21 protein-coding genes and 2 tRNA genes are annotated in these 21,833 nt (G+C 59.8%); 7 read left to right on the forward strand and 16 right to left on the reverse strand.

Features of this window, described 5'->3' with window-relative positions:
* Positions 1-63 precede the first annotated feature (63 nt).
* The 13 genes from F0M18_RS04680 to F0M18_RS04740 form a co-directional block, all read right to left on the reverse strand.
* Positions 64-148, reverse strand: a tRNA-Leu gene (locus F0M18_RS04680).
* A 152-nt stretch (positions 149-300) separates the two neighbouring features.
* The gene (locus tag F0M18_RS04685) at positions 301-1,602 is read right to left on the reverse strand and encodes a hypothetical protein (protein ID WP_149610252.1); all 1,302 of its coding nucleotides are present in this window, start codon (positions 1,600-1,602) and stop codon (positions 301-303) included.
* A gap of 303 nt (positions 1,603-1,905) precedes the next feature.
* Positions 1,906-2,259: a PilZ domain-containing protein gene (locus F0M18_RS04690; protein ID WP_149610253.1), complete on the reverse strand. Its 354-nt coding sequence runs from the start codon at positions 2,257-2,259 to the stop codon at positions 1,906-1,908.
* An 18-nt stretch (positions 2,260-2,277) separates the two neighbouring features.
* Positions 2,278-3,267 carry a DNA polymerase III subunit delta' gene (gene holB / locus F0M18_RS04695; RefSeq protein WP_149610254.1) on the reverse strand — a complete coding sequence of 330 codons (990 nt, stop codon included), beginning with the start codon at positions 3,265-3,267 and terminating at the stop codon, positions 2,278-2,280.
* The gene (gene tmk, locus F0M18_RS04700; protein ID WP_149610255.1) at positions 3,267-3,914 is read right to left on the reverse strand and encodes a dTMP kinase; all 648 of its coding nucleotides are present in this window, start codon (positions 3,912-3,914) and stop codon (positions 3,267-3,269) included. The genes holB and tmk overlap by 1 nt, the downstream gene beginning before the upstream one ends.
* Positions 3,915-3,921: 7 nt before the next feature.
* Positions 3,922-4,953, reverse strand: a complete 1,032-nt coding sequence (gene mltG / locus F0M18_RS04705) for an endolytic transglycosylase MltG (RefSeq protein WP_149610256.1) — start codon at positions 4,951-4,953, stop codon at positions 3,922-3,924.
* Positions 4,947-5,783 (reverse strand): aminodeoxychorismate lyase, encoded by an 837-nt coding sequence (pabC, locus tag F0M18_RS04710; protein WP_149610257.1) that lies wholly within the window; start codon positions 5,781-5,783, stop codon positions 4,947-4,949. The genes mltG and pabC overlap by 7 nt, the downstream gene beginning before the upstream one ends.
* Before the next feature lie 9 nt (positions 5,784-5,792).
* Positions 5,793-7,034: a beta-ketoacyl-ACP synthase II gene (fabF, locus tag F0M18_RS04715; protein WP_149610258.1), complete on the reverse strand. Its 1,242-nt coding sequence runs from the start codon at positions 7,032-7,034 to the stop codon at positions 5,793-5,795.
* A gap of 98 nt (positions 7,035-7,132) precedes the next feature.
* A complete protein-coding gene (acpP, locus tag F0M18_RS04720; RefSeq protein WP_066056577.1) occupies positions 7,133-7,369 on the reverse strand; it encodes an acyl carrier protein in 237 nt (78 codons plus the stop codon).
* 142 nt (positions 7,370-7,511) lie between these two features.
* The gene (fabG, locus tag F0M18_RS04725) at positions 7,512-8,255 is read right to left on the reverse strand and encodes a 3-oxoacyl-ACP reductase FabG (protein WP_149610259.1); all 744 of its coding nucleotides are present in this window, start codon (positions 8,253-8,255) and stop codon (positions 7,512-7,514) included.
* A 24-nt stretch (positions 8,256-8,279) separates the two neighbouring features.
* Entirely contained in the window at positions 8,280-9,215 is a 936-nt protein-coding gene (gene fabD, locus F0M18_RS04730) for an ACP S-malonyltransferase (protein ID WP_149610260.1), read from the reverse strand.
* Between the two features lie 214 nt (positions 9,216-9,429).
* Complete coding sequence (gene rpmF / locus F0M18_RS04735; RefSeq protein ID WP_149610261.1) at positions 9,430-9,612, reverse strand: 50S ribosomal protein L32; 183 nt, start codon at positions 9,610-9,612, stop codon at positions 9,430-9,432.
* Positions 9,613-9,626: 14 nt separating this feature from the next.
* The gene (locus F0M18_RS04740; protein WP_149610262.1) at positions 9,627-10,154 is read right to left on the reverse strand and encodes a YceD family protein; all 528 of its coding nucleotides are present in this window, start codon (positions 10,152-10,154) and stop codon (positions 9,627-9,629) included.
* Positions 10,155-10,250: 96 nt separating this feature from the next.
* Between F0M18_RS04740 and F0M18_RS04745 the strand changes: the two genes are divergently transcribed.
* Entirely contained in the window at positions 10,251-10,832 is a 582-nt protein-coding gene (locus tag F0M18_RS04745) for a Maf family protein (RefSeq protein ID WP_316838358.1), read from the forward strand.
* 6 nt (positions 10,833-10,838) lie between these two features.
* Here F0M18_RS04745 and F0M18_RS04750 read toward each other — a convergent pair whose 3' ends face one another.
* Together F0M18_RS04750 and rluC are read right to left on the reverse strand one after the other, a co-directional pair.
* Positions 10,839-11,483 (reverse strand): HAD-IA family hydrolase, encoded by a 645-nt coding sequence (locus F0M18_RS04750; RefSeq protein WP_149610264.1) that lies wholly within the window; start codon positions 11,481-11,483, stop codon positions 10,839-10,841.
* Positions 11,484-11,488: 5 nt separating this feature from the next.
* On the reverse strand, positions 11,489-12,445 hold the full coding sequence (gene rluC / locus F0M18_RS04755; protein WP_149610265.1) for a 23S rRNA pseudouridine(955/2504/2580) synthase RluC: 957 nt from the start codon (positions 12,443-12,445) through the stop codon (positions 11,489-11,491).
* 542 nt (positions 12,446-12,987) lie between these two features.
* On the opposite strand from rluC, the gene rne reads away from it, so the two are divergent.
* From rne to F0M18_RS04775, 4 genes are all read left to right on the forward strand, one after another.
* The gene (gene rne / locus F0M18_RS04760; protein ID WP_149610266.1) at positions 12,988-15,765 is read left to right on the forward strand and encodes a ribonuclease E; all 2,778 of its coding nucleotides are present in this window, start codon (positions 12,988-12,990) and stop codon (positions 15,763-15,765) included.
* Positions 15,766-15,877: 112 nt separating this feature from the next.
* A tRNA-Ser gene (locus tag F0M18_RS04765) sits at positions 15,878-15,967 on the forward strand.
* A gap of 104 nt (positions 15,968-16,071) precedes the next feature.
* Positions 16,072-17,166, forward strand: coding sequence for a hypothetical protein (locus F0M18_RS20045; RefSeq protein WP_223177908.1), 1,095 nt, complete (start codon positions 16,072-16,074; stop codon positions 17,164-17,166).
* Positions 17,167-17,231: 65 nt separating this feature from the next.
* Entirely contained in the window at positions 17,232-17,645 is a 414-nt protein-coding gene (locus F0M18_RS04775) for a hypothetical protein (RefSeq protein WP_149610267.1), read from the forward strand.
* A 6-nt stretch (positions 17,646-17,651) separates the two neighbouring features.
* Here F0M18_RS04775 and F0M18_RS04780 read toward each other — a convergent pair whose 3' ends face one another.
* Entirely contained in the window at positions 17,652-19,496 is a 1,845-nt protein-coding gene (locus F0M18_RS04780) for a beta-ketoacyl synthase (RefSeq protein ID WP_149610268.1), read from the reverse strand.
* Between the two features lie 115 nt (positions 19,497-19,611).
* Between F0M18_RS04780 and F0M18_RS04785 the strand changes: the two genes are divergently transcribed.
* Together F0M18_RS04785 and ribB are read left to right on the forward strand one after the other, a co-directional pair.
* Positions 19,612-20,604, forward strand: coding sequence for a GlxA family transcriptional regulator (locus tag F0M18_RS04785; RefSeq protein WP_188109595.1), 993 nt, complete (start codon positions 19,612-19,614; stop codon positions 20,602-20,604).
* A gap of 68 nt (positions 20,605-20,672) precedes the next feature.
* Complete coding sequence (gene ribB, locus F0M18_RS04790) at positions 20,673-21,785, forward strand: 3,4-dihydroxy-2-butanone-4-phosphate synthase (protein ID WP_149610270.1); 1,113 nt, start codon at positions 20,673-20,675, stop codon at positions 21,783-21,785.
* Positions 21,786-21,833 lie beyond the last annotated feature (48 nt).

The following is a 21,833-nucleotide window of genomic DNA, read 5'->3' on the forward strand; positions in this document are numbered from 1 at the left end:
GTGGAGTGTTGCGTCACTCCGTGCTTATGTCGGCCCGATCTGGAATCGATACCGTTCAGAATATGGTGCGGAAGGAGAGACTCGAACTCTCACGCCTTGCGGCACTGGAACCTAAATCCAGCGCGTATACCAATTTCGCCACTTCCGCATACATGAATACCGCCGCCAAAATCTAGAATTCACTAGAAGTTTGCTGCTCTAACCACTTGATTAAAAGGAACTAAGCAAGCCACAAACACTACGCTCAGCGGTATCACAAGGGCGCAGATTCTGCCACAAAGGAAAGTGCTGTTCAACCGCTCAGCGGTGTGGCCTGGCCAGTAACAAAACCAGGGGCTCGGCAGGCTCTGCGGAGGCCAGGTGGAAAACCACTCCTGCGGGCAACAGTGCGGCCTGTTCTGGCCCCAGTTGCCCTTCGTCCAGCGCCAACTGCCCCTTGACCACCATGATCAGGGCATAACACTCGTTGCTGCTGTAAACCTGGCTGGCGCCCTCGCCTATCCGCAGGCGCCTGACCTCAAAATCCGGGAAATCGACAATACGCTCGATAAGGACGGAGTCGTCACCCGGGAGCCTCTCGAAATCGACTTGCTCCGGAGGCGTGAGACGCATCGTGTCCACTGCCGCCGCCGTATCCCAGTGATCCTGGGTCAGCACCTTCTGTGCAAAGGAGAGTATCTGACGCTCATACACGGGTGTCTGAAACTCGATAGTGCGCACCCCGTGCTGCAATGAGTGCGGCATCCGCAGCGGTACAACGACCACATCGCCCACCTGCAGGGGCCGGATGCTGGTGAAGTCATTCATGGCCTGTCGCAGCTCGCGCTCGCGCTGCAGCAGGCCTGCTTCGGCGGGCACCCCCTGCGGCGTGGCATCTATCTGCCTGCGCACCGCTTCATATTGCTCCACCGCGGCAAGGTATTGCCGGCGAAAAGTGGCCTCGTCGCCAGCCTGCGAAATCTTTTCCCTGTCAAAGCCGTAGCGAATGCCACCAATGCCCTCAGGCCAGGCGCGTTCGTCCACGTGAGTAACCACATAGACTTCCCGCTTTTCTTCGTGCAGTTCGAAATACAGGTCGCCGACCACCTCTTCGGGGGACGGGTCCAATATCTTTAACAGCACCAGCGGAGCGCCCGGGGCACCGGCGGCGGCGTCGGGCATGATTGCCTGCAGCCAGGGGATGGGCACGCTGCCAGAACCGTCGGTGAACCGGCACACGCCACGGGCCTCGACGCCGGTGAACCAGATTTCCTGCCCCCAGGGCTTGGGAATGTGCTCCGGCAGCAAACGGAGCGACTGTCCCGGGCTAAACACAGCGAGCGCATGCTGCCGGACCCAGTCATTAAATTGCGCACCTGCTACACCAGCCGAACTGCTCAATGCGCGGTCTGTCACCGCACAATGCAGGCGCCCGGCCTGATCGCGGAAATATACCGCGGTAAGAGCCTGCAGCTCGCCGCCTTCAAGCCACCAGCACGGCAGGGAAAACTCCACGAGCAGCAGTTCGTCAACCCGCGCCTGCCGGGACCAGGCGGCCAGCGCGGCCAGGGGCTCGCCCTTTTCAAGCGTGATAAATGGAGACGAATCTATCGCATGCTTCAACGCGCGCTACCCTGGACTCAATCGATTAGAATATAAAAATATAGACTTATTACTAAAAATGATAAAAAACCAAACAATAGGCTGTGGAAAATTACCAAATTTGAGCGATACTTAAGGCGTGACTACCTATCCCCTAGTTTAGTCGGGTGGTCGCGGGAGCATACCCAATGCTCTCTAAGGGAAGCAATTCCTTTATGTTTCACTCCTAATGGTCTTCTTGGGTCCCCTTTGGGACCCATTTTTTTGCCTTATATTTATGCTTATCAATAGCTTGGAATGCTTTTCTAGAATCCGGGCGAGGTGCTACATGGTGTGAGTAGGTCGGTCCGATCCAAGCAAGCCTGCGAGGTGATTCTCAATCTTGGCATTGGCAGCCGTATCCTGCTCGCTGAACTGCACGCCGATACCGGCAGTTCTGTTGCCCTGGGCGCCCTTGGGGGTAACCCAGACCACTTTACCGGCAATGGGTATTTTTTCCGGCTCATCCATCAGGGTGAGCAGCATGAACACCTCATCTCCAAGCGTATAGGGCTTGTTGGTAGGCACAAACAGCCCGCCGTTTTCCAGAAACGGCATGTAGGCGGAGTACAAGACCGCCTTGTCCTTGATCGTCAATGAGAGGATGCCATTGCGACTGTTCTGCCCGCGCTGGTTCATAACGCCGATCTCCAATGTTCAGTGCCGGATATTACCACTGGCGCTAACGCCCCCCAATACGGAATGCAGCTTTTCCAGCAAAACTTCCGTAAGCAATTGGCGATTTGGATTGGCTCCTGCCAGTACAGCACGCTGCAAGCCGGAGATTTCATCCAGCAGTTCGAAGGCGGCCCGCGCCTGCTGTGCACACAGCGCAGCCCGATCCAGTTGTTTCAGGTGCTGACGCAGGGCGTTCGAAACCTGCTCCAGTACCGCTGTTGCCTCGGTATCCGCCAACAGGCCTTTCGCCTCACCAACGCCGATCTTTCCAGCTGCCAGGCCGGCGCAGGCTAGCCGTGCCTGCACCACTTGCCCGGCGTCTGGGTTATTGTAAAGCGCCTCCGCCAGCAAGGGCATGCCGTCAGCAAGCGCAAACAACCTGCCACTCTCGTCTCTGTCACCGGTTAGCTGGTCCAGCCATTGCAGGGCTGCCTCTGCTGCGGGCGCAGCCTGCCTGATGATCTGGCAACGTGAACGGATAGTAGCGGGAACTGCGTGTAACTGATCGCAGACGAGCAACAGGTAGGTACCCGGTGACGGTTCTTCCAGTGATTTCAGCAAGGCATTTGCTGCGTTCGTGTTCATGCTATCGGCGGGTGCCAGCGCGAGCACCTTGCGTTCGCCAAAGCCCGCAGTCTTGGTGGCAAAAGCCACGGCATCGCGTATCTGGTCAATTTTTATGTTGCGGCTCTTCTCTTCCGGCTGCAGCCAGCGCAAATCGCCATGACTGCCGCTGGCGCTCAGCTCGCAGGCATGGCAGGTGCCGCAATTGAGGCCGCCACTGGGCGCCTGGCACAGCAACAGTCTGGCCAGCGCCAGGGCAAGCCTTGCCTTGCCGGTCGCAGGGGGGCCGGCGATGATCAGTGCATGCGGCAGCGTACCCTCCTGGAACTGCCTGCCGAGTCTGCTCCAGTTCTCTGACTGCCAGGGCAGTGGCGCACTCACCGCGGGCAGGGCTGTCAAATCCATCACGGTTGCCGCACTCCCCAGCAGGCAGCCAGCTCAGCGCACACCTCTTCCAGTTGGGCCTGCACCTGCGCCAGCGGCAGCGAGGCATCTATCACTCGATAACGTCCGCTACTCTCTTCGGCCAGTTGGAGGTAGGTGGCGCGGACCCTTTCAAAGAAGGCAACCTGCTCCTGCTCAAATCTGTCCAGTTCGCCACGTTCTGTGGCGCGCGACATCCCGACCTCCACTGGTGCGTCCAGTAGCAGCGTGTAATCCGGACGCAGTTCACCCTGCACCAGGCGCTCGAGCTCGCGAATCATGGCGACAGGCAACTCCCTCCCGCCCCCCTGGTAGGCGTAGGTCGCATCGGTAAACCGGTCACAGAGCACCCAGCGCCCGGCCGCCAGCGCCGGTTCGACTACACGGGCTATGTGCTGCGCCCTGGCTGCGAACACCAGCAACAATTCGGCACTGGGTGCCACGGCCTCGTCTCGAGGGCGCAGCAGCAGCTCACGAATATCCTCGCCCAGTGCGGTACCTCCGGGCTCGCGGGTCAGCACCAGGTCGATGTCACGCTCACGCAGGTGCCGCTCCAGAAAAGCGATATTGGTTGATTTGCCAACACCCTCACCGCCTTCGACAGTGATAAACAGTCCTCTTCCCTGCATTACTTTTTTACTGTGCCTCTTGTGGTGCGGAGCGATAGTCCTGCCTGCGCTGCAACTGGTATTTACGCACGGCCTGCTCGTGCTCGGCAAGCGTGTCGCTAAAGTAGTGCCCGCCATCACCCCGGGCAACGAAGAACAGCGCTGTGCCCTCCTTCGGGTTTAGCGCCGCGTGAATCGCAGCCTGCCCCGGCAGGGCAATTGGCGACGGCGGCAGGCCGGCGTGGCGGTAGGTATTGTATGGGTTGCCGGCATCGCGCAAATGCACCCGCCGCAGGTTGCCGTCGAAACTCTCGCCCAGGCCATAAATCACCGTGGGATCAGTCTGCAGTCGCATCTTGCGCTGCAACCGGCGCACGAATACGCCTGCTATTTCGTCACGCTCGTGCTCTAAACCGGTCTCTCTCTCGATGATGCTGGCCATAATCAGGGCCTCGTAAGCTGTTTCGTAAGGCAGCCCCGGCGACCTCTGTTGCCACTCCCTGTCCAGTATCGTCACCATCGCTTCATGCGCGCGGCGCATGATATCCAGGTCGGTTGTGCCGCGCACAAAACGGTAACTATCGGGAAAGAACAAGCCCTCCGCGACCGTGCGCGGCGCGACCATCTGCAATATTCGTGGGTCGTCGGCACCCTTGAGGACCGACTTCAGCTCAGGTGTCTCGGCCAGCAGGGACAGGGCCCTGGCCAGGGTAATACCCTCGGGCAGGGTCACCTGGTAGTGAATCACCTTGCCGCTGGTCACCAGCGCCAGGAACTGCTCAGGTGTGGTACCGGCGGCTACCGCATACTCGCCGTGTCGCACCTTCTGGTCGAGGCGGGTATAACGCCCATATAGGCGCAACAGCCAGTCTTCCCTATAGACATTGTCCTCACGCAACTGGGCTGCGACCTGCGTAAGCGTGGCGCCGGGCGCAATGAACAGGTAATAACTATCACCGGTGATCGACAGGGGCTGCTGCCAACGCGAATGCAGCTGCCATGCGGTGATAGCCGCTATTCCGCCGAGGCACAGCAACAGGAGCAGCAGCTTTCTCAGCATGTCATGGTGTCGCAGTACTGTTGGTGCAACGCCAGGGCGATGGGGAATTCCGACCAGGCGGTATCGCCGAGTCGGGCAACCGGCTGCAATCCACGGATACTGTTGCAACAGAAAAGTTCGGCCGCCTGCTCCAGCCGAGATACTGCAACTGTCTCTTCTACTACCGTCAATCCCAGTGCAGGGGCCAGTTGTTCAATAACCAGCCTGCGCCGGGTGCCGGCAATCCCGGTTGTGGTAATCGCTGGAGTAACGAGGCGCCCTTCTTCGACCAGGAACAGGTTGGCAGAGGAAAGCGAACAGACATGCCCGCCCCCATCCAGTACCACCACGTCGTCAACCTGCGCCGCCCGCGCTTCGTTAGCCGCGAGCACCTGCTCGAGGCGGTTCAGATGCTTGATACCGGCGAGGGCTGGCTGACTCGCCCAAGTGATGCCGGCGTAGGCAAGTGCAATTGGCGATGGCGCCTGTTTGCGATCCTGCTGCAACGGCGCCGCTGAAATGATGGTGCGGGGGACGGCCTGGTCTGGGGCCGCATAACCACGCGGTCCACTGCCACGCGTCACCGCAAGCCGCATCACCGCCCAGGGCGTATCGGTAAACGCGCTGGCGGCCATATGCAGGTGCTCCGCAGCGGTAGCCCGGCACTCGGGAAAGGAAAGCTTTTGCAGGCCTGTCTCAAGCCTGGCCAGGTGATAGGTCAGGAACTGTGGCTTGCCGTGCCAGAGCAGCACGGTCTCAAACACACCGTCGCCAAAGTCCAGGCCGCGGTCAGGCAGCGGCAACGCAGCGGCCAGTTTGCCGTCAACCCAGATGGTCGCGGGAGAACGCACCGTGAACGGTCAGTCGACTTTACTGAACAGCAGGGAACCGTTGGTGCCGCCGAAGCCAAACGAGTTGGACAATACGCTGTGTATCTCCCGCTCCTGGGCCGTATGCGGCACGTAATTCAGGTTGGCGCCTTCGTCCGGGTTGTCCAGGTTGATCGTTGGCGGGCATACCTGATCACGTATCGCCAGTATCGAGAAGATTGCCTCTACGGCGCCAGCCGCGCCCAATAGATGACCGATCATGGACTTCGTTGAACTGACAGCGACGTGCTCCGCAGCCGACCCCAATACGGTCTCGACAGCCCTGCTCTCTGCAACATCGCCAGCCGGAGTCGATGTGCCATGTGCATTGATGTAGTTAATACGCTCAACCGGGATACCGGCATCGCGCACTGCGTTGGCCATTGCGGCTGCGGCTCCGCGGCCATCTTCCGGCGGCAGCGTCATGTGATATGCGTCACCACTCATGCCAAAGCCGGTAACTTCTGCGTAGATGCGCGCGCCGCGGGCTTTTGCCGCTTCAAGTTCTTCCAGCATGATGACCCCGGCGCCGTCCCCGAGCACAAAACCATCCCGATCCCGATCCCAGGGGCGTGAAGCGGCCTGCGGATCGTCATTACGCGTGGACAGGGCGCGCGCGGCGGCAAAACCGCCAAGCCCCACCGGGGTGGTTGCCATCTCCGCACCACCAACCAGCATGGCGTCGGCATCTCCCTGCGCTATCAGGCGCGCGCCAAGGCCTATGTTATGTGTGCCGGTCGTGCACGCCGTCACAACGGCAAGGTTTGGCCCCTGCATGTTGTACTTGACCGAGAGGTTACCGGATATCATGTTGATAATTGATCCCGGCACAAAGAAGGGCGAGATCCGCCGCGGTCCCGCAGTGTTCACTATTTCGGTATTTTTTTCGATCTGGCCGATGCCACCTATACCGGACCCGATTGCGCAGCCTACACGGGCCGCATTTTCCTCGGTAACCTCGAAGCCGCTGTCTTCCATGGCCTGGATGCCTGCCGCCATACCATATTGTACGAAGGTATCCATCTTTCTGGCGTCTTTGGGCGTCATGTATGGCGTGATATCGAAATCCCGCACGCTGGCGCTGAACTGTGTGCTGTAGGCGGAGACATCAAATGCCTCAATCGGTGCAGCACCACTTTTACCCGCGAGTATATTTTCCCAGGTCTCAGCAACGGTGTGTCCCACCGGGCTGACGATGCCCAGCCCGGTCACAGCGACTCTTCTGCCGTTCAAGTCAGCATCTCCTCTGCAAAATTAGGTTTTCCGGAAGCATAAAGAAGAAAAGCCGCTCTATCAAAAATAGAAACGGCTTTTCGGGGGAGCTTTTTGGGTCAGGCGAGGTTTTCGTTAATGTAATCGATCGCCAGCTTGACCGTGGTAATTTTCTCCGCTTCTTCATCGGGAATCTCAGTTTCGAATTCCTCTTCAAGCGCCATTACCAGTTCGACGGTATCCAACGAGTCGGCGCCCAGGTCTTCGACGAAGGAAGCCTCTGTCTGGACTTCTTCTTCTTTCACGCCAAGTTGTTCTGCGACGATTTTCTTAACGCGTTCTTCTATGCTGCTCATGATTATTTTCCACTCCTGAGATTAGTGCTAGTTCAAACCTGAGATATGGCCTGAGGCGCCATTTTACTCTGTTTTTTGCCCAAGTAATAAACTTTTTTTTGGCAGCGACCTGCCTCGCCACAACTACCTTTTTATCAGGCAGTTAGGCCATATACATGCCGCCGTTTATATGCAGCGTCTCACCGGTAATGTAGCCCGCTGCATCGCTACATAAAAAACCGACGGCAGCGGCAATCTCTGCTGCCGCCCCGAGGCGACCGAGAGGTATCTGGCCCAGCATCAACTCGCGCTGCTCGTCGGATAATTCACGCGTCATGTCGGTATCAATAAAACCGGGGGCAACGCAATTGACCGTGACCGAGCGGGAACCCAGCTCACGGGCCAGGGCTCGGGAAAAGCCCTCTGCACCGGCCTTGGTGGCGGCGTAATTGCTCTGCCCGATATTACCCATTGAACCGACCACCGAGGTGATATTGACGATGCGTCCCCAGCGCGCCTTGGTCATGCCGCGCAAACATGCCTTACTGACCCGGTAGAGGGCGTTGAGGTTGGTGTCGATCACGTCGTGCCATTCGTCACCCTTCATGCGCAGCAAAATATTGTCGCGGGTAATACCGGCGTTATTCACCAGCACAAGCGGCGCTGCATAATCTGCCGCGATGGTCTTGATCACTTCGCTAACGCTGTCATCGTCGGCCACGTTGAGCTTCATGCCACAGCCACTGAAGCCGCCATCCTCGAGATAGGAGGTGATATTATCGGCCCCGCCCTCGCTGGTGGCCGTGCCTATTACCGTATAGCCGTCGCCAGCGAGTTGCTCGGCAATGGCCCGGCCAATTCCTCGGCTTGCGCCCGTGACCAGTGCGACCTTGTTCTCATCAGACATGTTGTTTCTCCATTATTATGCTTTTCAGGCGAGTTCGGTAACGGCGGCAGCCAGGGCATCGGGCTCTTCCAGGGAATAGCTGGTCAGGCTCTTGTCGATACGCCGATTCAGGCCGCTGAGCACTTTCCCGGGCCCGCACTCCACCACGTTGCTGACCCCTGCGGCCAGCATATTGCCGACACAAGCGGTCCACTGTACCGGGCTGTATATCTGTTCTACCAAAAGCGCGCGAATGCGCTCCGGGTCGGTTTCTGTCTGTGCATGAACATTGTGCACCACCGGCATTTCCGGTGTCTTGATCTCGATACCGGCAATCGCCCCGGCCAACTGCTCACCCGCGGGCTTCATCAATTCAGTATGGAACGGTGCGCTTACGGGTAACGGCATGGCGCGCTTGGCGCCCGCCTCCTTCAGGGCGACAATCGCCGCGTCCACCGCAGCGGTGTGTCCTGCTATCACCACCTGCCCGGGGGAATTGAAATTCACGGCGGCAACGACACCATCGGTGTCAGCGCAAATGGTATTGATAGTATCGTCATCGAGGCCGATGATAGCGGCCATGGCGCCCTCTCCCACTGGCACTGCAGTCTGCATGAATTGCCCGCGTTGACGCACCAGGCGCAGCGCGTCAGTGAAAGACAGCGATCCGGCGCACACCAGCGCAGAGAATTCGCCAAGACTGTGGCCCGCCATCATGGCCGGCGCGCCGCCACCCTGTGATTGCCAGGCACGCCACAAAGCCACTGATGATGCCAGCAACACCGGCTGTGTCGTCTCGGTCAGGTTCAAGGCTGCCTGGTCCCCATTCTGTATAAGGTCCCACATGTCGTAACCGAGGGTATCCGCAGCCTCGGTGAAAGTATCGCGCACCGGCTCGAATTCGGCGTGCGCGGCGGCGAGCATGCCAACCTTCTGTGAACCCTGGCCGGGAAAGACGAAAGCGGTGTGATGTTCAGACATGGTTATATCCTGGGGCGTAAAGGGAAATCGTTACACAGCCCGTAAAACAGCCTGCCGTGCGCGGGAGACCGGACTGCGAGTTAACAGATAGTGGGCGAAAGAGACTGGCGTGGAGTAATGTTGACAGCGCTCCGGTTGGTAGCGCTGTCAGGGGCAGCAGGGATAGGGCCCTGCTTTTTAGTAACGACGTTGCGGGTGACCGCAAGAGCAATGTCTAGTCTTCGGCGCCGGTTTCTACTACTTTCTTGCCGCGGTAGAAGCCATCGGCACTGACGTGATGACGGCGATGGGTTTCACCTGAGGTCTGGTCCACGGACAGAGTGGATCCGGACAGTGCATCGTGTGAACGACGCATACCGCGACGAGAGCGGGTTTTCTTGCTTTTCTGAACAGCCATGTTTAACTCCTGGTTTAATCGCCCTTCTTCAACTGCGCCAGCACATCGAACGGGTTGGGTTGTTTCTCACCCTGCGTTTCGTCAGCAGCCGGCCCGCTGAAATCGGACAGTATCTGTTTACAATCTTCTGTATCGTGATAACTGAATGGCGGCAGAGCGAGTATCAGCTCTTCTTCCACCAGGTACCACAGGTCACAGCCCTCCTCCGGTGCGATCAGCGGATCCAGTTGACGAGGAAGATGGCGTGCCTGCTCATCTGTCCAGACGATACCCAGTCGATTACTAACGGATATTGCCAGGGGCATTGCCTGCAGGCAGCGCTGGCAGGTAACCGAGACATTTGCCTCCAGCACCAGGTCCACCACCGCCCTGTTCTCCTCGTCACGGGAGAATGCCAATTCCGCCTGTATAGACCCGTCGTCACTGGCCAATAATGGCCTGAAACGCGGTAAATCAAGGGGTTTCAGCACTCCGCTGACGGTAACTCCTCGCGCCGCTGCCTTACGGACATCCAGCGTGCTGGGAAGGGGCTCAGTCAACATAGGCGCGCATCATAGTGACGCGCCCCCCCTTTGTCAAAAAAAATTCTATAAAATACAAGCAGTTCTCTCACTTATTCACAGGCCAAAACAGACATCATGGAACTCATCCTCGCCTCGACATCTCGCTACCGGCGCTCACTCCTGGAAAGGCTGCAACTGCCCTTTCACTGCCTGCCCCCCGAGGTCGACGAAACACCCCACGATGGCGAAGGCCCTGAGCAACTGGCACTGCGGCTCGCCAGGGCCAAGGCCAATGCGATAGCGAGCCGCCAGCCCGGGGCCCTGGTCATCGGCAGTGACCAGGTCGCCTGCCTTGACGGTGTGCTGCTGGGCAAACCCGGCAACCGCGACCGGGCCCGCGCCCAGTTGGCAGCCAGCTCAGGCAGAACGGTAGCCTTTTACACCGGGCTGGCTATAAGAGGTATTGATGCGCAGGTGGACGCCAGCGTAGTTGAACCGTTTTCCGTCCACTTCAGAGATCTGTCAGCAAGCGAAATAGAGAACTACCTGGATCGGGAGCAGCCCTATGACTGCGCCGGCAGTTTCAAGTGCGAGGGGCTCGGCATAGCGCTGTTTTCCCGCATGGAGGGCCGCGACCCAACTGCGCTTGAAGGGCTACCATTAATCGCTACATGCGAGCTGTTGCGCGATGCAGGGCTTAACGTGCTTTCTGACTAAAATTGCCTAGCGCCTTGATAACGCAGGCAAATCAAGTAGCTGCCTGAGATCATCAACGATCGCCAGTGGCTGGTGGCGGCGCAGGCGGGCAGCACTGTGGGCGCCAAAGCTGACACCGATAGAGGCGACGCCGGCGTTGGCCGCCATCTCCAGGTCGTATTCGGTATCTCCCACCACGATCACCTGCTCGGGCAGCACCGCTCGCTCCGCCATGATCTGCTCGATCATCAAGGGGTCGGGCTTGGAACGGGTTTCCTCCGCACAGCGGGTGGCGTGGAAGAAGTCAGTGAGGCCATGGACATCAAGCATACGCTCCAGCCCGCGCCGGCTCTTTCCGGTGGCCACCGCCACCTCCAACCCCCTTTGCTTGAGTGTGTTCAGAGTCGTCATGGCGCCGCGAAACAGCCGTGGTGGCGAGGATTCCGTAGCCACGTACTGACCAGAATACCCGTCGATCAGGGCGGCGATTTCCTGCTCATCCAATTCCGGGAACAGCTTCGCCATCGCCTGTGGCAGGCCCAGGCCAATAATATTGGCAGCTGCGGCATCGTCCGGCACCGGCAGGCCCATGGTTGCGGCGGTACTTTGAACAGCCTTTACGATGTGACTCACGGAGTCACATAGCGTGCCATCCCAATCAAATATAATCATTTATATTACAGCATCTTGCGCAATATATTTAAAGCATTCTCAAGGTCTTGATCGAGCCCCGCCTCCAGCACCAAAAGGCCACTACCGGGAAGCTTACAACGCAATAATCGCGCATGCAGGAACAGGCGCCGCAAGCCGATTTGCTGGCACAGGGCCTCGCCCTGCGGCGAGCCATACTTACTGTCACCCAACAGCGGGTAGCCCGCATACTGGCAGTGCACGCGTATCTGGTGGGTGCGCCCTGTCACCGGTTTGGCTTCTACCAGGGTCGCCCCGTTGAAACGCTCCACCACGGAAAACTCTGTTATCGAAGCCTTGCCTTCTTTAGATACGCGCACCATGCGCTCACCGGATTTGAGCACATTTTTCTGCAGGGGTGCCTCCACCCGCTTCAATGTGCGCGGCCATTTTCCGGCCACCAGGGCAAGATAGCGCTTGTCCACCTTGTCTTCCCGCAACTGCCTGTGCAGTTCGCGCAGTGCCGCCGGCCGCCGCGCAACCAGGATAACGCCGGACGTATCCCGGTCCAGGCGATGCACCAACTCCAGGTAACGATCATCCGGGCGCAATTGCCGGAGGCATTCAATCATGCCGTAATTCAGGCCACTGCCGCCGTGCACCGCCAGTCCGGACGGCTTGTCTATGACCAGCAGGTCGCCGTCTTCATAAATAATGCGCCCGGACAATTGCTCAGCCCAGTAGCGAGGTACGGTGGGCGGATCTGCGGGAGCGGCGGTGCGTAGCGGGGGGATGCGCACGGTATCACCGGCAACAAGCCGGTAGTCGGGCTTGACCCGCCCCTTGTTCACGCGGATTTCCCCTTTGCGCAGGGCCTTGTAAAGCCGCGTTCGGGGAACGCCCTTCAACTCCCGGGTAAGAAAATTGTCCAGCCGCTGGCCCGATGAATCTTCATCGACTTGCAGGTGGCGAACGGTGGGTCTTTTGGGAGAGGTCTCGGGCATAACTCACGGAATTTGTTTAGCTTTCTTTATTTAGCTGGTATAGTCGCCGGGTTGCGGCACACCCGCTCGGGTTCTACCCGAACTGGAAAGCCAACTATACCGGCGAAGATTGGGCCTGCCGATTTGACTGCAAGGTACCGCCGGAAAGAACAGCCGCACAATGGAGGTCGAAGCGACGGTCTTTACTCGGGCAAACCACCCGTTCCAGCCCCGCTTACTGACAATATATATAACCGAGCAGCAGCGTCTGCCGGGACACAGAATCAGAACAATACAGCGCCGTCGCCTGCCCCAGGTGCAGCGACACTAACAAAAAGGCGGAGTGAGTACCATTCCCCCGGTGCTGATACCACGACAGTATTTCTGTCGTGTAGTAGAAATGAATACCTGGATGCCGGGAGTGGCATTCATTCAGCCGTGCCTCACAAGGGTGCGTAACGCGCAAGGTAGCGCGCAGAACTGTCCTCCCTGAGGGCTCGCGAGAGCCCCAGCAACTGATTCCTGCCCCGCCAGGCCTGTCGCGACAAGGCTTAGGCAAACTTATGAAAAAAATGCTCATCAATGCAACTCAACCTGAAGAGTTGCGCGTGGCACTGGTTGATGGCCAGCGTCTGTACGACCTGGATATCGAGAATCGCACCCGTATCCAGAAAAAATCCAACATCTATAAAGGCAAGATAACCCGCGTCGAGGCCAGCCTCGAAGCGGCGTTTGTTGATTTCGGTGCCGAACGGCACGGCTTCCTCCCGCTCAAGGAAATCGCTCGCGAGTACTTCAATCGCAAGTCAGACGGCGAAGGCCGCGTGAAGATCAAGGATGTGATCAAGGAAGGCACGGAAATTATCGTGCAGGTCAACAAGGAAGAGCGCGGCAACAAGGGCGCCGCGTTGACCACATTCATTTCCCTGGCCGGACGTTACATGGTGCTGATGCCCAACAACCCCCGTGCCGGAGGCATCTCTCGCCGTATCGAGGGCGACGAGCGCAGCGAGTTGCGCGAGGCGCTGTCCGCGCTGGAAATCCCCAACGGCATGGGCGTCATTATCCGTACGGCCGGCGTCGGACGTTCGGCCGAGGAGTTGCAGTGGGACCTGAACTACCTGCTGCAGTTGTGGGACAAGATCTGCAAGGCCAACGAAGAGGTCAAGGCCCCTACCCTGTTGTTCCAGGAGAGTAACGTCATCATCCGCGCCATTCGCGACAACCTGCGCGACGATATCGACCAGGTACTCATCGACTCTCCCGACGCTTTCAAGCAGGCCCAGGATTTCGTTGGCCTGGTCATGCCGCAGTACAAGAGCAAACTCCGCGTCTACGAAGACGCCATTCCCATGTTCAACCGGTTCCAGATCGAAAGTCAGATCGAAACCGCCTTCCAGCGCGAAGTGCGCCTGCCCTCCGGCGGCTCCATCGTTATCGACCCGACCGAGGCACTGGTTTCGATCGACATCAACTCTGCCCGCGCCACCAAGGGCAAAGACATCGAAGACACCGCCCTGCAGACCAACCTGGAAGCAGCGGACGAAATAGCCCGGCAGCTGCGCCTGCGTGATATGGGTGGACTGGTTGTTATCGATTTCATCGACATGTTGGCGGCAAAAAACCAGCGCGCTGTTGAGAACAGAATGCGCGATGCTCTGAGCATTGATCGCGCGCGGGTCCAGGTGGGGCGCATCTCACGTTTCGGCCTGCTGGAAATGTCCAGGCAGCGCCTGCGCCCTTCCCTGGGTGAAACCAGCGCCATCGTCTGCCCACGCTGTAACGGCCAGGGCACCATCCGCCATACCAAGTCCCTCGCCCTGTCGATCCTGCGCCTGCTGGAAGAAGAGGCCATCAAGGATCGCACTGCAGAGGTCCGCGCAATCGTGCCGCTGGATGTTGCCGCGTATCTGCTCAACGAAAAACGGAACGCACTGGGCGAAATCGAACGCGATGCGAAGGTCAGGGTGCTGGTAGTTCCCAACCCGAACCTGGAGACACCGCACTTTGAAGTGCAGCGCTTGCGTGATGATGAAGTCAACGGCAACCTCGAAACCAGTTACAAGATCGAGCTGGCCGAACCGGACGTTGATTCTATCTCCGACACCCACAAGGCGGTAATCCCCCAGCAGGAAGCTGCCGTCAAGGGGGTCACGCCGCAGCAGGCGCCCACGCCGACCGCAGAACCCGCTGCCACAGCCAATGAGGAGCGCCACAAAAAACCCCGTACTGCCTCAGCCAAGCCCGCGCGCAAGCCGGCACCAGCGCCGCAACCGGGCTTGCTGACCAGGCTATGGACAACACTGTTTGGCGCCGCGGAAGCAGAACAACCCAAGCAGGCCAGTACGGCAAAGAGCGCGCCCGCCAAGCGCCAGGGGCAGAAACAGGGTCAGGGCCAGGGTCAGAGTCAGGGTCAACCGGGCCAGGGCAATCGCCGCAACCGCAACCGGAACAACCGCAATCGCCGCGGCGGTCAGGCGCAGCAGCAAGCGAGAGCAGAGCGTCAGGACGATAACGGCAATACCCAGCCGAAAGCACGCCCGGAAAAACAGCAGCCGCGGGAGCGCAGTGAAGAACAGCGTGGCAATGGCAATCGTCGGCGCAATGATCGCGGTGGGCAGCCTCGCAAGCAGGAGGTCAGCGCCGACGTCGCCGCCAACGATAATCAGTCCACTGACAATCAGCCCGCCGAAACCGGGCAGCGCCAGGACCAGCCGCGCAAGCGTCCGTCTGACATGAAGCGCGGTGAAGCACCCCGTCGGCGTCGCAACCGCAGCCGCATGCCTGCAGAGGATGCAGCCAGCACCAATGTCGCTGCCCTGGCCGCAGAAACCAGCGCGCCGCAGCCTGCGCAATCGAAGCCGGCAGCCGAGAGCAGCAATGTGGCAACACCAGCAGACTCTGCGCCGGTAACGGCCATAGCAGAACCCGCCAGGGAAGCCAGCCCCCAGAGCCCGGCTACCGCCGAGGTGGAGACAGCTAAGCAAGCCCCTGCCATCGCGCCCGCACCCGCCCAGGCACCGACTGCAGCGGCAGAGAAGCCCGAGTCACGTCCAGTCGCCGAGGCCGAAGTCGACAAGGCAGAGCCGGCGGCGGCGCAAGCGGCACCCTCTGCACCCGCTCCAACAGGGCTGACAGCAGACGGTCGCGCCGTCAACGACCCGCGCGTGGAGCCCAACCCGGTGGACGTCGTGGAGATCGTTACCAAGCACATTTCACTGTTCAGTGATGAGGTTGCCCCCGCTGCGCAGAGCAGCGGCCGCGTGGCACCCCGCGCAAGCAACGACCCTCGCGGTCCACTGGCCGAAGTGCAGCCCCACCAGGAGGCAGCATCCAGCTAAAAGCGACGGAAATACAGGCACTTGAGGCATTTCGCCTCTTGTGCCCTGTTGCCATCGCTGTATAATTCCGGCTTCCTCGCCGCAGGGCGAAGAATGTAACAACTAGGTTTCCGGTGGGCTGGCTGAGTGGTCGAAAGCGGCGGTCTTGAAAACCGTTGAGGGTTTATCCCCTCCCGGGGTTCGAATCCCTGGCCCACCGCCATTACAAAGTGTTCTTTAATCGTGTCGGTTAGGGAATACGCCAAAAAGCCCCGCATGTCGGGGCTTTTTTTTAGCAGCGACTCACCCTATGCAAGGGGGCATCCCGTGACATTTATTCGCTACTGCCTGCTTCTGTCAGCTGCCCTGCTCGCGGCCTGCGCTGGCCCTGCGCCAAAACAACCGTCACTCGAAGAGACCGTCGCAGAGATGGGCGCCTACCTGCGTTCCCAAGGTGTCACCGACGGGCGCGGTCGTTTCCGCGAGATATTCTGCGCCGTGCTGGAAGCGCATGGTCGCGAACTGCCCGACTATCGCCCTTGCGAGGAAGCCCTGCGCGATACCGGTCCGGAAAAGTCGGCGACGGGCGCAACCGTCGCACTGGGCCAGAGCAACACGGATTTCCTTGTGCTTATCGTTCCCGGCCTGGGTTGGGACTGCTTCGAAGACTGGCTGGACCTCTCACACTCGGGCACTGAACACGTGGCGAAGTTCGGCTATGAGGTGCGTTTTTTGCCTGTTGACGGGCTTTCCAGTACCGCCAACAACGCGCGCATGATTCGCGACTACGTCGCGGCCTTGCCGGCGGCCGACGCCGAGCGCCCTCTGGTGCTGATGGGGTACTCCAAGGGAGCGCCTGATATTCTCGAGGCGGTTACGGCCTATCCGCAGGTAAGCGAGCGCGTGGCGGCTGTGGTCAGTGTCTCGGGAGCGGTCTATGGCTCACCGCTGGCTGAAGATGCCAAACAGGCCCAGGCCAACATGCTGACCCTCGTTCCCGGCTCCAAGTGCAGCAAGGAAGATGGCGACAACGACGCGGTAACCAGCCTCAAGCCCGATGTACGTGAAAAATGGATGGCAGAACATGTGCTGCCGGAGCACATAAATTATTACAGCGTGATCACCTTCCCCGCACCGGATCGGGTCTCGTGGGCACTGGAGAAAAGCTATGTCCTGCTGGGGCAGAATGACCCGCGCAACGATACCCAGGTAATTATCTTCGACCAGGTAATTCCGAACTCCAGCCTGATTGCAGCGACCAATGCAGATCACTGGGCGATAGCCGTACCGGTCGCGCGCAGTCATCCCCTGGCCGGCAACACCCTGGTCAATCACAATGACTATCCTCGCGAGGCTTTTCTTGAAGCACTGCTGCGCTATCTCGAGGAAGATATGGAGAGTTCAGCGCCGCCAGCGCGGTGAACCGTGGCCAGACTTCAGCCCGCGCACTATACTCTGCGTAAAGCATAATAACAGGCCGCCAGCCCATGACCGCACCGACTCTTGCACTACTGTGCTCAGCTTCTTTCTTTCTCGTCGCCCTGCTCCTGGGTGTCTGGAAATACTGGCAGATGGCCTCCAGACCAGCGGGTCTCGCGCACCCGTATGTCGATATCGCACACCGGGCATCACTGCTCTATGCCTTTGCCTCGGCGATGTTGGCTTACTTTACCGAGATCAGCCAGCTGCCCAATACCACCGAGCTGGTTGCCACCGGGCTGATGGTCACCTACTTTGCACTGGCCATCGCCGGGTACATCGTGCATGGCATACGCGAGGATACCGACAATCAGGTCCGCGACATCGACACCGCGGGCAAGGTTTTTCTCTGGTCGCTGGTGGCAGCAGAGATTGGCGGCTTCCTGGTGATTTTCTACGGCCTGGTCACGGCCTTGCTGTAACACACCTCAGGCGAAAGGGTTGTCGAGATCCAGGTCCACGCTGAACTCCCCCACGCGCAGCGCATGGGCATCGATGTCCACATCACCCTCGCCCAGGACACCGTAGTCAAAGCGATACACCGGCTCCACCGTGCCCGCCAGCATACCTTCGTCGTAGTCATGCTGAGACTCCAGCACGCGCTCATTGGCCGCCGACCACGCCTGCCATTCCCGCTCCGTGTAACGCTGCTGTAACAGGCTCCGGGTCGCCGTCGGGCTGAGCAGGGTCGCCGATGCATTGTTGCCGCCGAAACCTTTTGAATTGATGACCGCATATTGCGCCGCCCCCGGGTCAAAGCTTCGATGCCCGGTGCTGAACGCGAGGTGCTGGCTGCGCACATCGTCAGCCAGTCCGTCGATTGTGGTGATGCCAGGAATAATACCGTGATGCCAGATGCTGAGCGTGGCTGTCACCTGATCGCCCGATGCAGCACCCAGTGAATGCCCCAGGTAGCTTTTCAACGCGACAACTGGCCACTCTTCGATACCGAAAGCTGCCGCCGTACGACTGAGAATGTCGGATTCCGTGACCCGGTTCTGTGGTGTGCCCGTACCGTGCGCCTGAACCAGGCCGCCCGCGCGTATCCCCTGCTCACCGATGATGGCGCGCACCGAGGCGACGGCCTTGGCCATGGTAATGTAGTTGCCGACGCCGGGGCCGGATATGGACTTCTTGTAGCCGTCGGCGTTGACAAACACCTCGGTAGCGGCGCCATAGATGGTAGCGCCCAGTTCCAGGGCCAGCTGGTCGTCAAACAGCACCAGCATCTGTGCCGATTCGGCAATGGTAAAGCCGCAGTTTTCGGCAAAGGGCCGGCAGGCTCGGCGGTGATCGGGTTCCCCGTTGGCTTCGAGACCATCGAGCCTGAGCAGCTCCTTGTCAGTCGCCAGTGCGCCCATCGCCGCATAGCCTTCCATTACTTCTGCATTGATCGGCGCCTCGGCCGAGCCGATAAAGGCGACGCGCGACCTGCCGGAGCGTATGTCGGCGATGCCGTTTTTCAGGTTGTATAAAAAGGATGCGCAGGCACCGAGCGTGGCGCCGGTAGACCCCATCGCGCCGAGCACATAGGCGTTAATAAAATCAGCCGGCATTTCCGCGAGACTGAGCGGGCAGTACTTGGAGGTCACCCGCTTGCCGTTATAGCGCGCCTTGAGCATGCCCCCGGCACCGGCGCTGTCCAGCTGTCCCATGGCGCTGCCTGCGTACACGCTGATCTGGTCGGCGGCAACATGGCGCTGCAGCGCGTCCCAGTCCAGGCCGAGGTTGCCCAGCGCATCGGATGCGGCACAGACCGTCATCTGCAGGCCCCGCGGATGACTGCGCGAGGGGTACAGCTTGCCCGGCTCATAACCGGTAGGCAGCTGCCCGGCGGCTTTCACTTCAAATTCCCTGTTGGTAGGCAACAGGAACTCCTGATGGCCCTGGATGTTGACGTTGACGTGCGTCACTGACTTGGAGGTCACGCGCCAACTCGGCGGGATTGTGTCGGGCAGGTGGCGACGCTCAATATCGAAGTTGACCGGATGGCCATTGCTCTCGGTTGGGAAACGCTGATTCCACAGTACGTTGTCCACATCGAAGTGCTGCTTCTCTATGCGTCGTATCAAGGTGTGGTCCAGTATGTACCCGGCGTGGCCGGCCGCATCCTCCAGGCCCATCATGCTGGCAAGGGACTGCAATGTGCGCTGCTGTGCGGGCCTGTCGAGTGCGTCATAGGCCATTCGTGCCACAGCGTGGTGGCCGGAGGCACGCCCCGCACAATTGATGCCGCCGAGACTGACGATAACGGGTAGTGGTTCTCTGGCCATGTTGATCCTGTGCAGTTGAATAGATTGCCTGCACCCAGTGTAAGGGTGATTGGCCCGCTTCTTTATGGCTTATCTGACATATAATAAGTTATTTCAGACACTAGGGAGCCAGGCCATGTATCGGATCGCCGCCCTGCTCTATCCCCAGGCGCTTGCTACCAGTATCACCCTGCCGCTGGAAATTCTGCGCGCTGCCTCGCAGATGGCCAGGGTCAGGCGCCGCCTGCAACCCGCGGTAGACGTCAGTCTCGCGGCGAGCACCCTGGCGCCGGTGCCCCTGTTCGGGGGTATCTCGCTGACACCAGACCAGACCTGCAGCCAACTGGAGCAACTGGACCTGCTGATCGTGCCCGCGATCTGGCGTAACCCGAAGCCCGTGATCAGGGATTCTGCCCAGTGGCTGCCGCGATTGCGGGACATCGCCGCCGAGGGGACCCGGGTCTGTGCAGTGGGTACCGGCACTTGTCTGCTGGCCGAGGCAGGGCTACTGGATCAACGCCCCGCCACCACGCACTGGAACTACATGGAACACTTTGCTGACCACTACCCGCAGGTGCAGCTGAAACCGCGTCACCTCATTACCCAGGCGGATAATATCTACTGCGTGGGCAGTGTTAACTCCATCGCCGACCTGATGGTGCACGTGGTGGAAGACTGGTACGGTGCCGGGATTGCCCGGGCCGTGGAAAACCAGTTCTCGCCGGAGATACGCCGGCCATTTCGCGCCGCCGCCTACCAGACGGACCGTGACGCCAGCCACCATGATGAACTGGTAGTGGAAGTACAGCAGTGGCTGCGTGAGCACCTGGCTGAAAAGCCCTCCCTGGAGACTGTCGCCCGCGAGTTTGGCGTCAGTTCACGCACCCTGAACAGACGCTTTCACCAGGCCACCGGCGTCAGCCCGAATAGCTGGCTACAACGCCTGCGCACAGGCCAGGCCAGGGAGCTGTTACGGCACAGCAATCTATCGGTCAGCGAGGTGGCCTGGCAGGTGGGTATCAGCGATGCCAGTTACTTTGCCAGGCTGTTCCGCGAACAGGTGGGCATGTCACCGGGGCGCTACCGGGAAGCGGTGCGCGGAAAACTGTTCACCCCTGGGTCTGCTTGAGGAAAGGCGTCGCCTGTGGCTAAATGGGCGCCCTTTTCAACCCGCCCCAGCTTCAGGACGTCAACCGTATGGCTCTTTCCAGCATCCCCGATATTCTCGACGACATCCGCGATGGCAAAATGGTCATCCTGATGGACGACGAGGACCGGGAAAACGAAGGCGACCTGATCGTTGCCGCCGAGGCGGTCACACCGGAAATCATTACTTTTTTCTCCAGTGAAGCCTGCGGCCTGATCTGCATGCCCATCACCGAGGAGCGCGCGCGCCAGTTGCAATTGCCCCTGATGGTTCGCGACAACCGCTCACAACATGAAACCAACTTCACCGTGTCCATAGACGCCGCAGAGCGCAAGGGCCCGGGTATCAGCTCGATACAGCGCGCCCACACCGTGCGCACTGCCGTGGCTACCGGCGCCAGGCCTGCTGACATCCTCCAGCCCGGGCACATATTCCCGCTGGTAGCCAAGCCCGGTGGCGTACTACGGCGCGCCGGCCACACGGAGGCCGGTGTCGATCTCGCACGCATGGCGGGGTTTGAACCGGCAGCGCTGATCGTGGAGATCATGAACGAGGACGGCACCATGGCGCGGCGCCCGGAACTGGAAGTATTTGCCGAGAAGCACGATCTACGCATGGGCACTATCGCCGACCTGATCGAATACCGGTCACTGCATGAAGCATCGGTGGAGTTGCGCAGCAGCAAGCCGGTAGATACCGACTTTGGCGCGTTTGAGTTGCACACCTTCATCGACCTGATTGACGACACCGTGCACTACGCACTGACCTGTGGCGAAATACAAGAAGATGAGGACGTGCTGGTGCGCGTGCAGGCCCTCAATACCCTGCGCGATGTGCTGGGCACACGTATAGCGGGTTCTGAAGGCTGGTCCTACCGCCGCGCCATGGCGGCAATCGCCGCCGAGGGTAAAGGCGCTGTGGTCCTGATCGGCCAGGAGATCACTCCGGAGCAGGCCCTGGCGGAGGTGGCGCAGTTCCCGGAGCCGGCCACCGTGACCGGATCTACTGACAGCGCCGGCCAGCAGAACTACCGGGTCATTGGCACTGGCTCACAGATACTCAAGCGTCTGGGCGTGGGCAAGATGCGCCTGATGTCGGCGCCGGTTCACTTTAACGCGCTGTCCGGATTCAATCTCGAGGTCACGGATTTCGTCCAGCCCTGAACACTAGCCGTGGTTAAGCGCTACACCGGCATGCCCGGTGCGAAAGCA

This window comes from Pseudohalioglobus sediminis (assembly GCF_008370495.1).
In the GTDB taxonomy this organism is placed as follows: Bacteria; Pseudomonadota; Gammaproteobacteria; order Pseudomonadales; family Halieaceae; genus Halioglobus.

Coding starts and splice junctions, on each gene's coding strand:
- rluC (WP_149610265.1), bottom strand. CDS start 12,445: ATGCCCGAGACCTCTCCCAAAAGACCCACCGTTCGCCACCTGCAAGTC.
- ribB (WP_149610270.1), top strand. CDS start 20,673: ATGGCTCTTTCCAGCATCCCCGATATTCTCGACGACATCCGCGATGGC.
- rpmF (WP_149610261.1), bottom strand. CDS start 9,612: ATGGCTGTTCAGAAAAGCAAGAAAACCCGCTCTCGTCGCGGTATGCGT.
- F0M18_RS04780 (WP_149610268.1), bottom strand. CDS start 19,496: ATGGCCAGAGAACCACTACCCGTTATCGTCAGTCTCGGCGGCATCAAT.
- F0M18_RS04745 (WP_316838358.1), top strand. CDS start 10,251: ATGGAACTCATCCTCGCCTCGACATCTCGCTACCGGCGCTCACTCCTG.
- F0M18_RS04785 (WP_188109595.1), top strand. CDS start 19,612: ATGTATCGGATCGCCGCCCTGCTCTATCCCCAGGCGCTTGCTACCAGT.
- mltG (WP_149610256.1), bottom strand. CDS start 4,953: ATGCTGAGAAAGCTGCTGCTCCTGTTGCTGTGCCTCGGCGGAATAGCG.
- fabD (WP_149610260.1), bottom strand. CDS start 9,215: ATGTCTGAACATCACACCGCTTTCGTCTTTCCCGGCCAGGGTTCACAG.
- F0M18_RS04740 (WP_149610262.1), bottom strand. CDS start 10,154: ATGTTGACTGAGCCCCTTCCCAGCACGCTGGATGTCCGTAAGGCAGCG.
- holB (WP_149610254.1), bottom strand. CDS start 3,267: ATGGATTTGACAGCCCTGCCCGCGGTGAGTGCGCCACTGCCCTGGCAG.
- fabG (WP_149610259.1), bottom strand. CDS start 8,255: ATGTCTGATGAGAACAAGGTCGCACTGGTCACGGGCGCAAGCCGAGGA.
- tmk (WP_149610255.1), bottom strand. CDS start 3,914: ATGCAGGGAAGAGGACTGTTTATCACTGTCGAAGGCGGTGAGGGTGTT.
- F0M18_RS04750 (WP_149610264.1), bottom strand. CDS start 11,483: ATGATTATATTTGATTGGGATGGCACGCTATGTGACTCCGTGAGTCAC.
- F0M18_RS04775 (WP_149610267.1), top strand. CDS start 17,232: ATGACCGCACCGACTCTTGCACTACTGTGCTCAGCTTCTTTCTTTCTC.
- F0M18_RS04690 (WP_149610253.1), bottom strand. CDS start 2,259: ATGAACCAGCGCGGGCAGAACAGTCGCAATGGCATCCTCTCATTGACG.
- rne (WP_149610266.1), top strand. CDS start 12,988: ATGAAAAAAATGCTCATCAATGCAACTCAACCTGAAGAGTTGCGCGTG.
- acpP (WP_066056577.1), bottom strand. CDS start 7,369: ATGAGCAGCATAGAAGAACGCGTTAAGAAAATCGTCGCAGAACAACTT.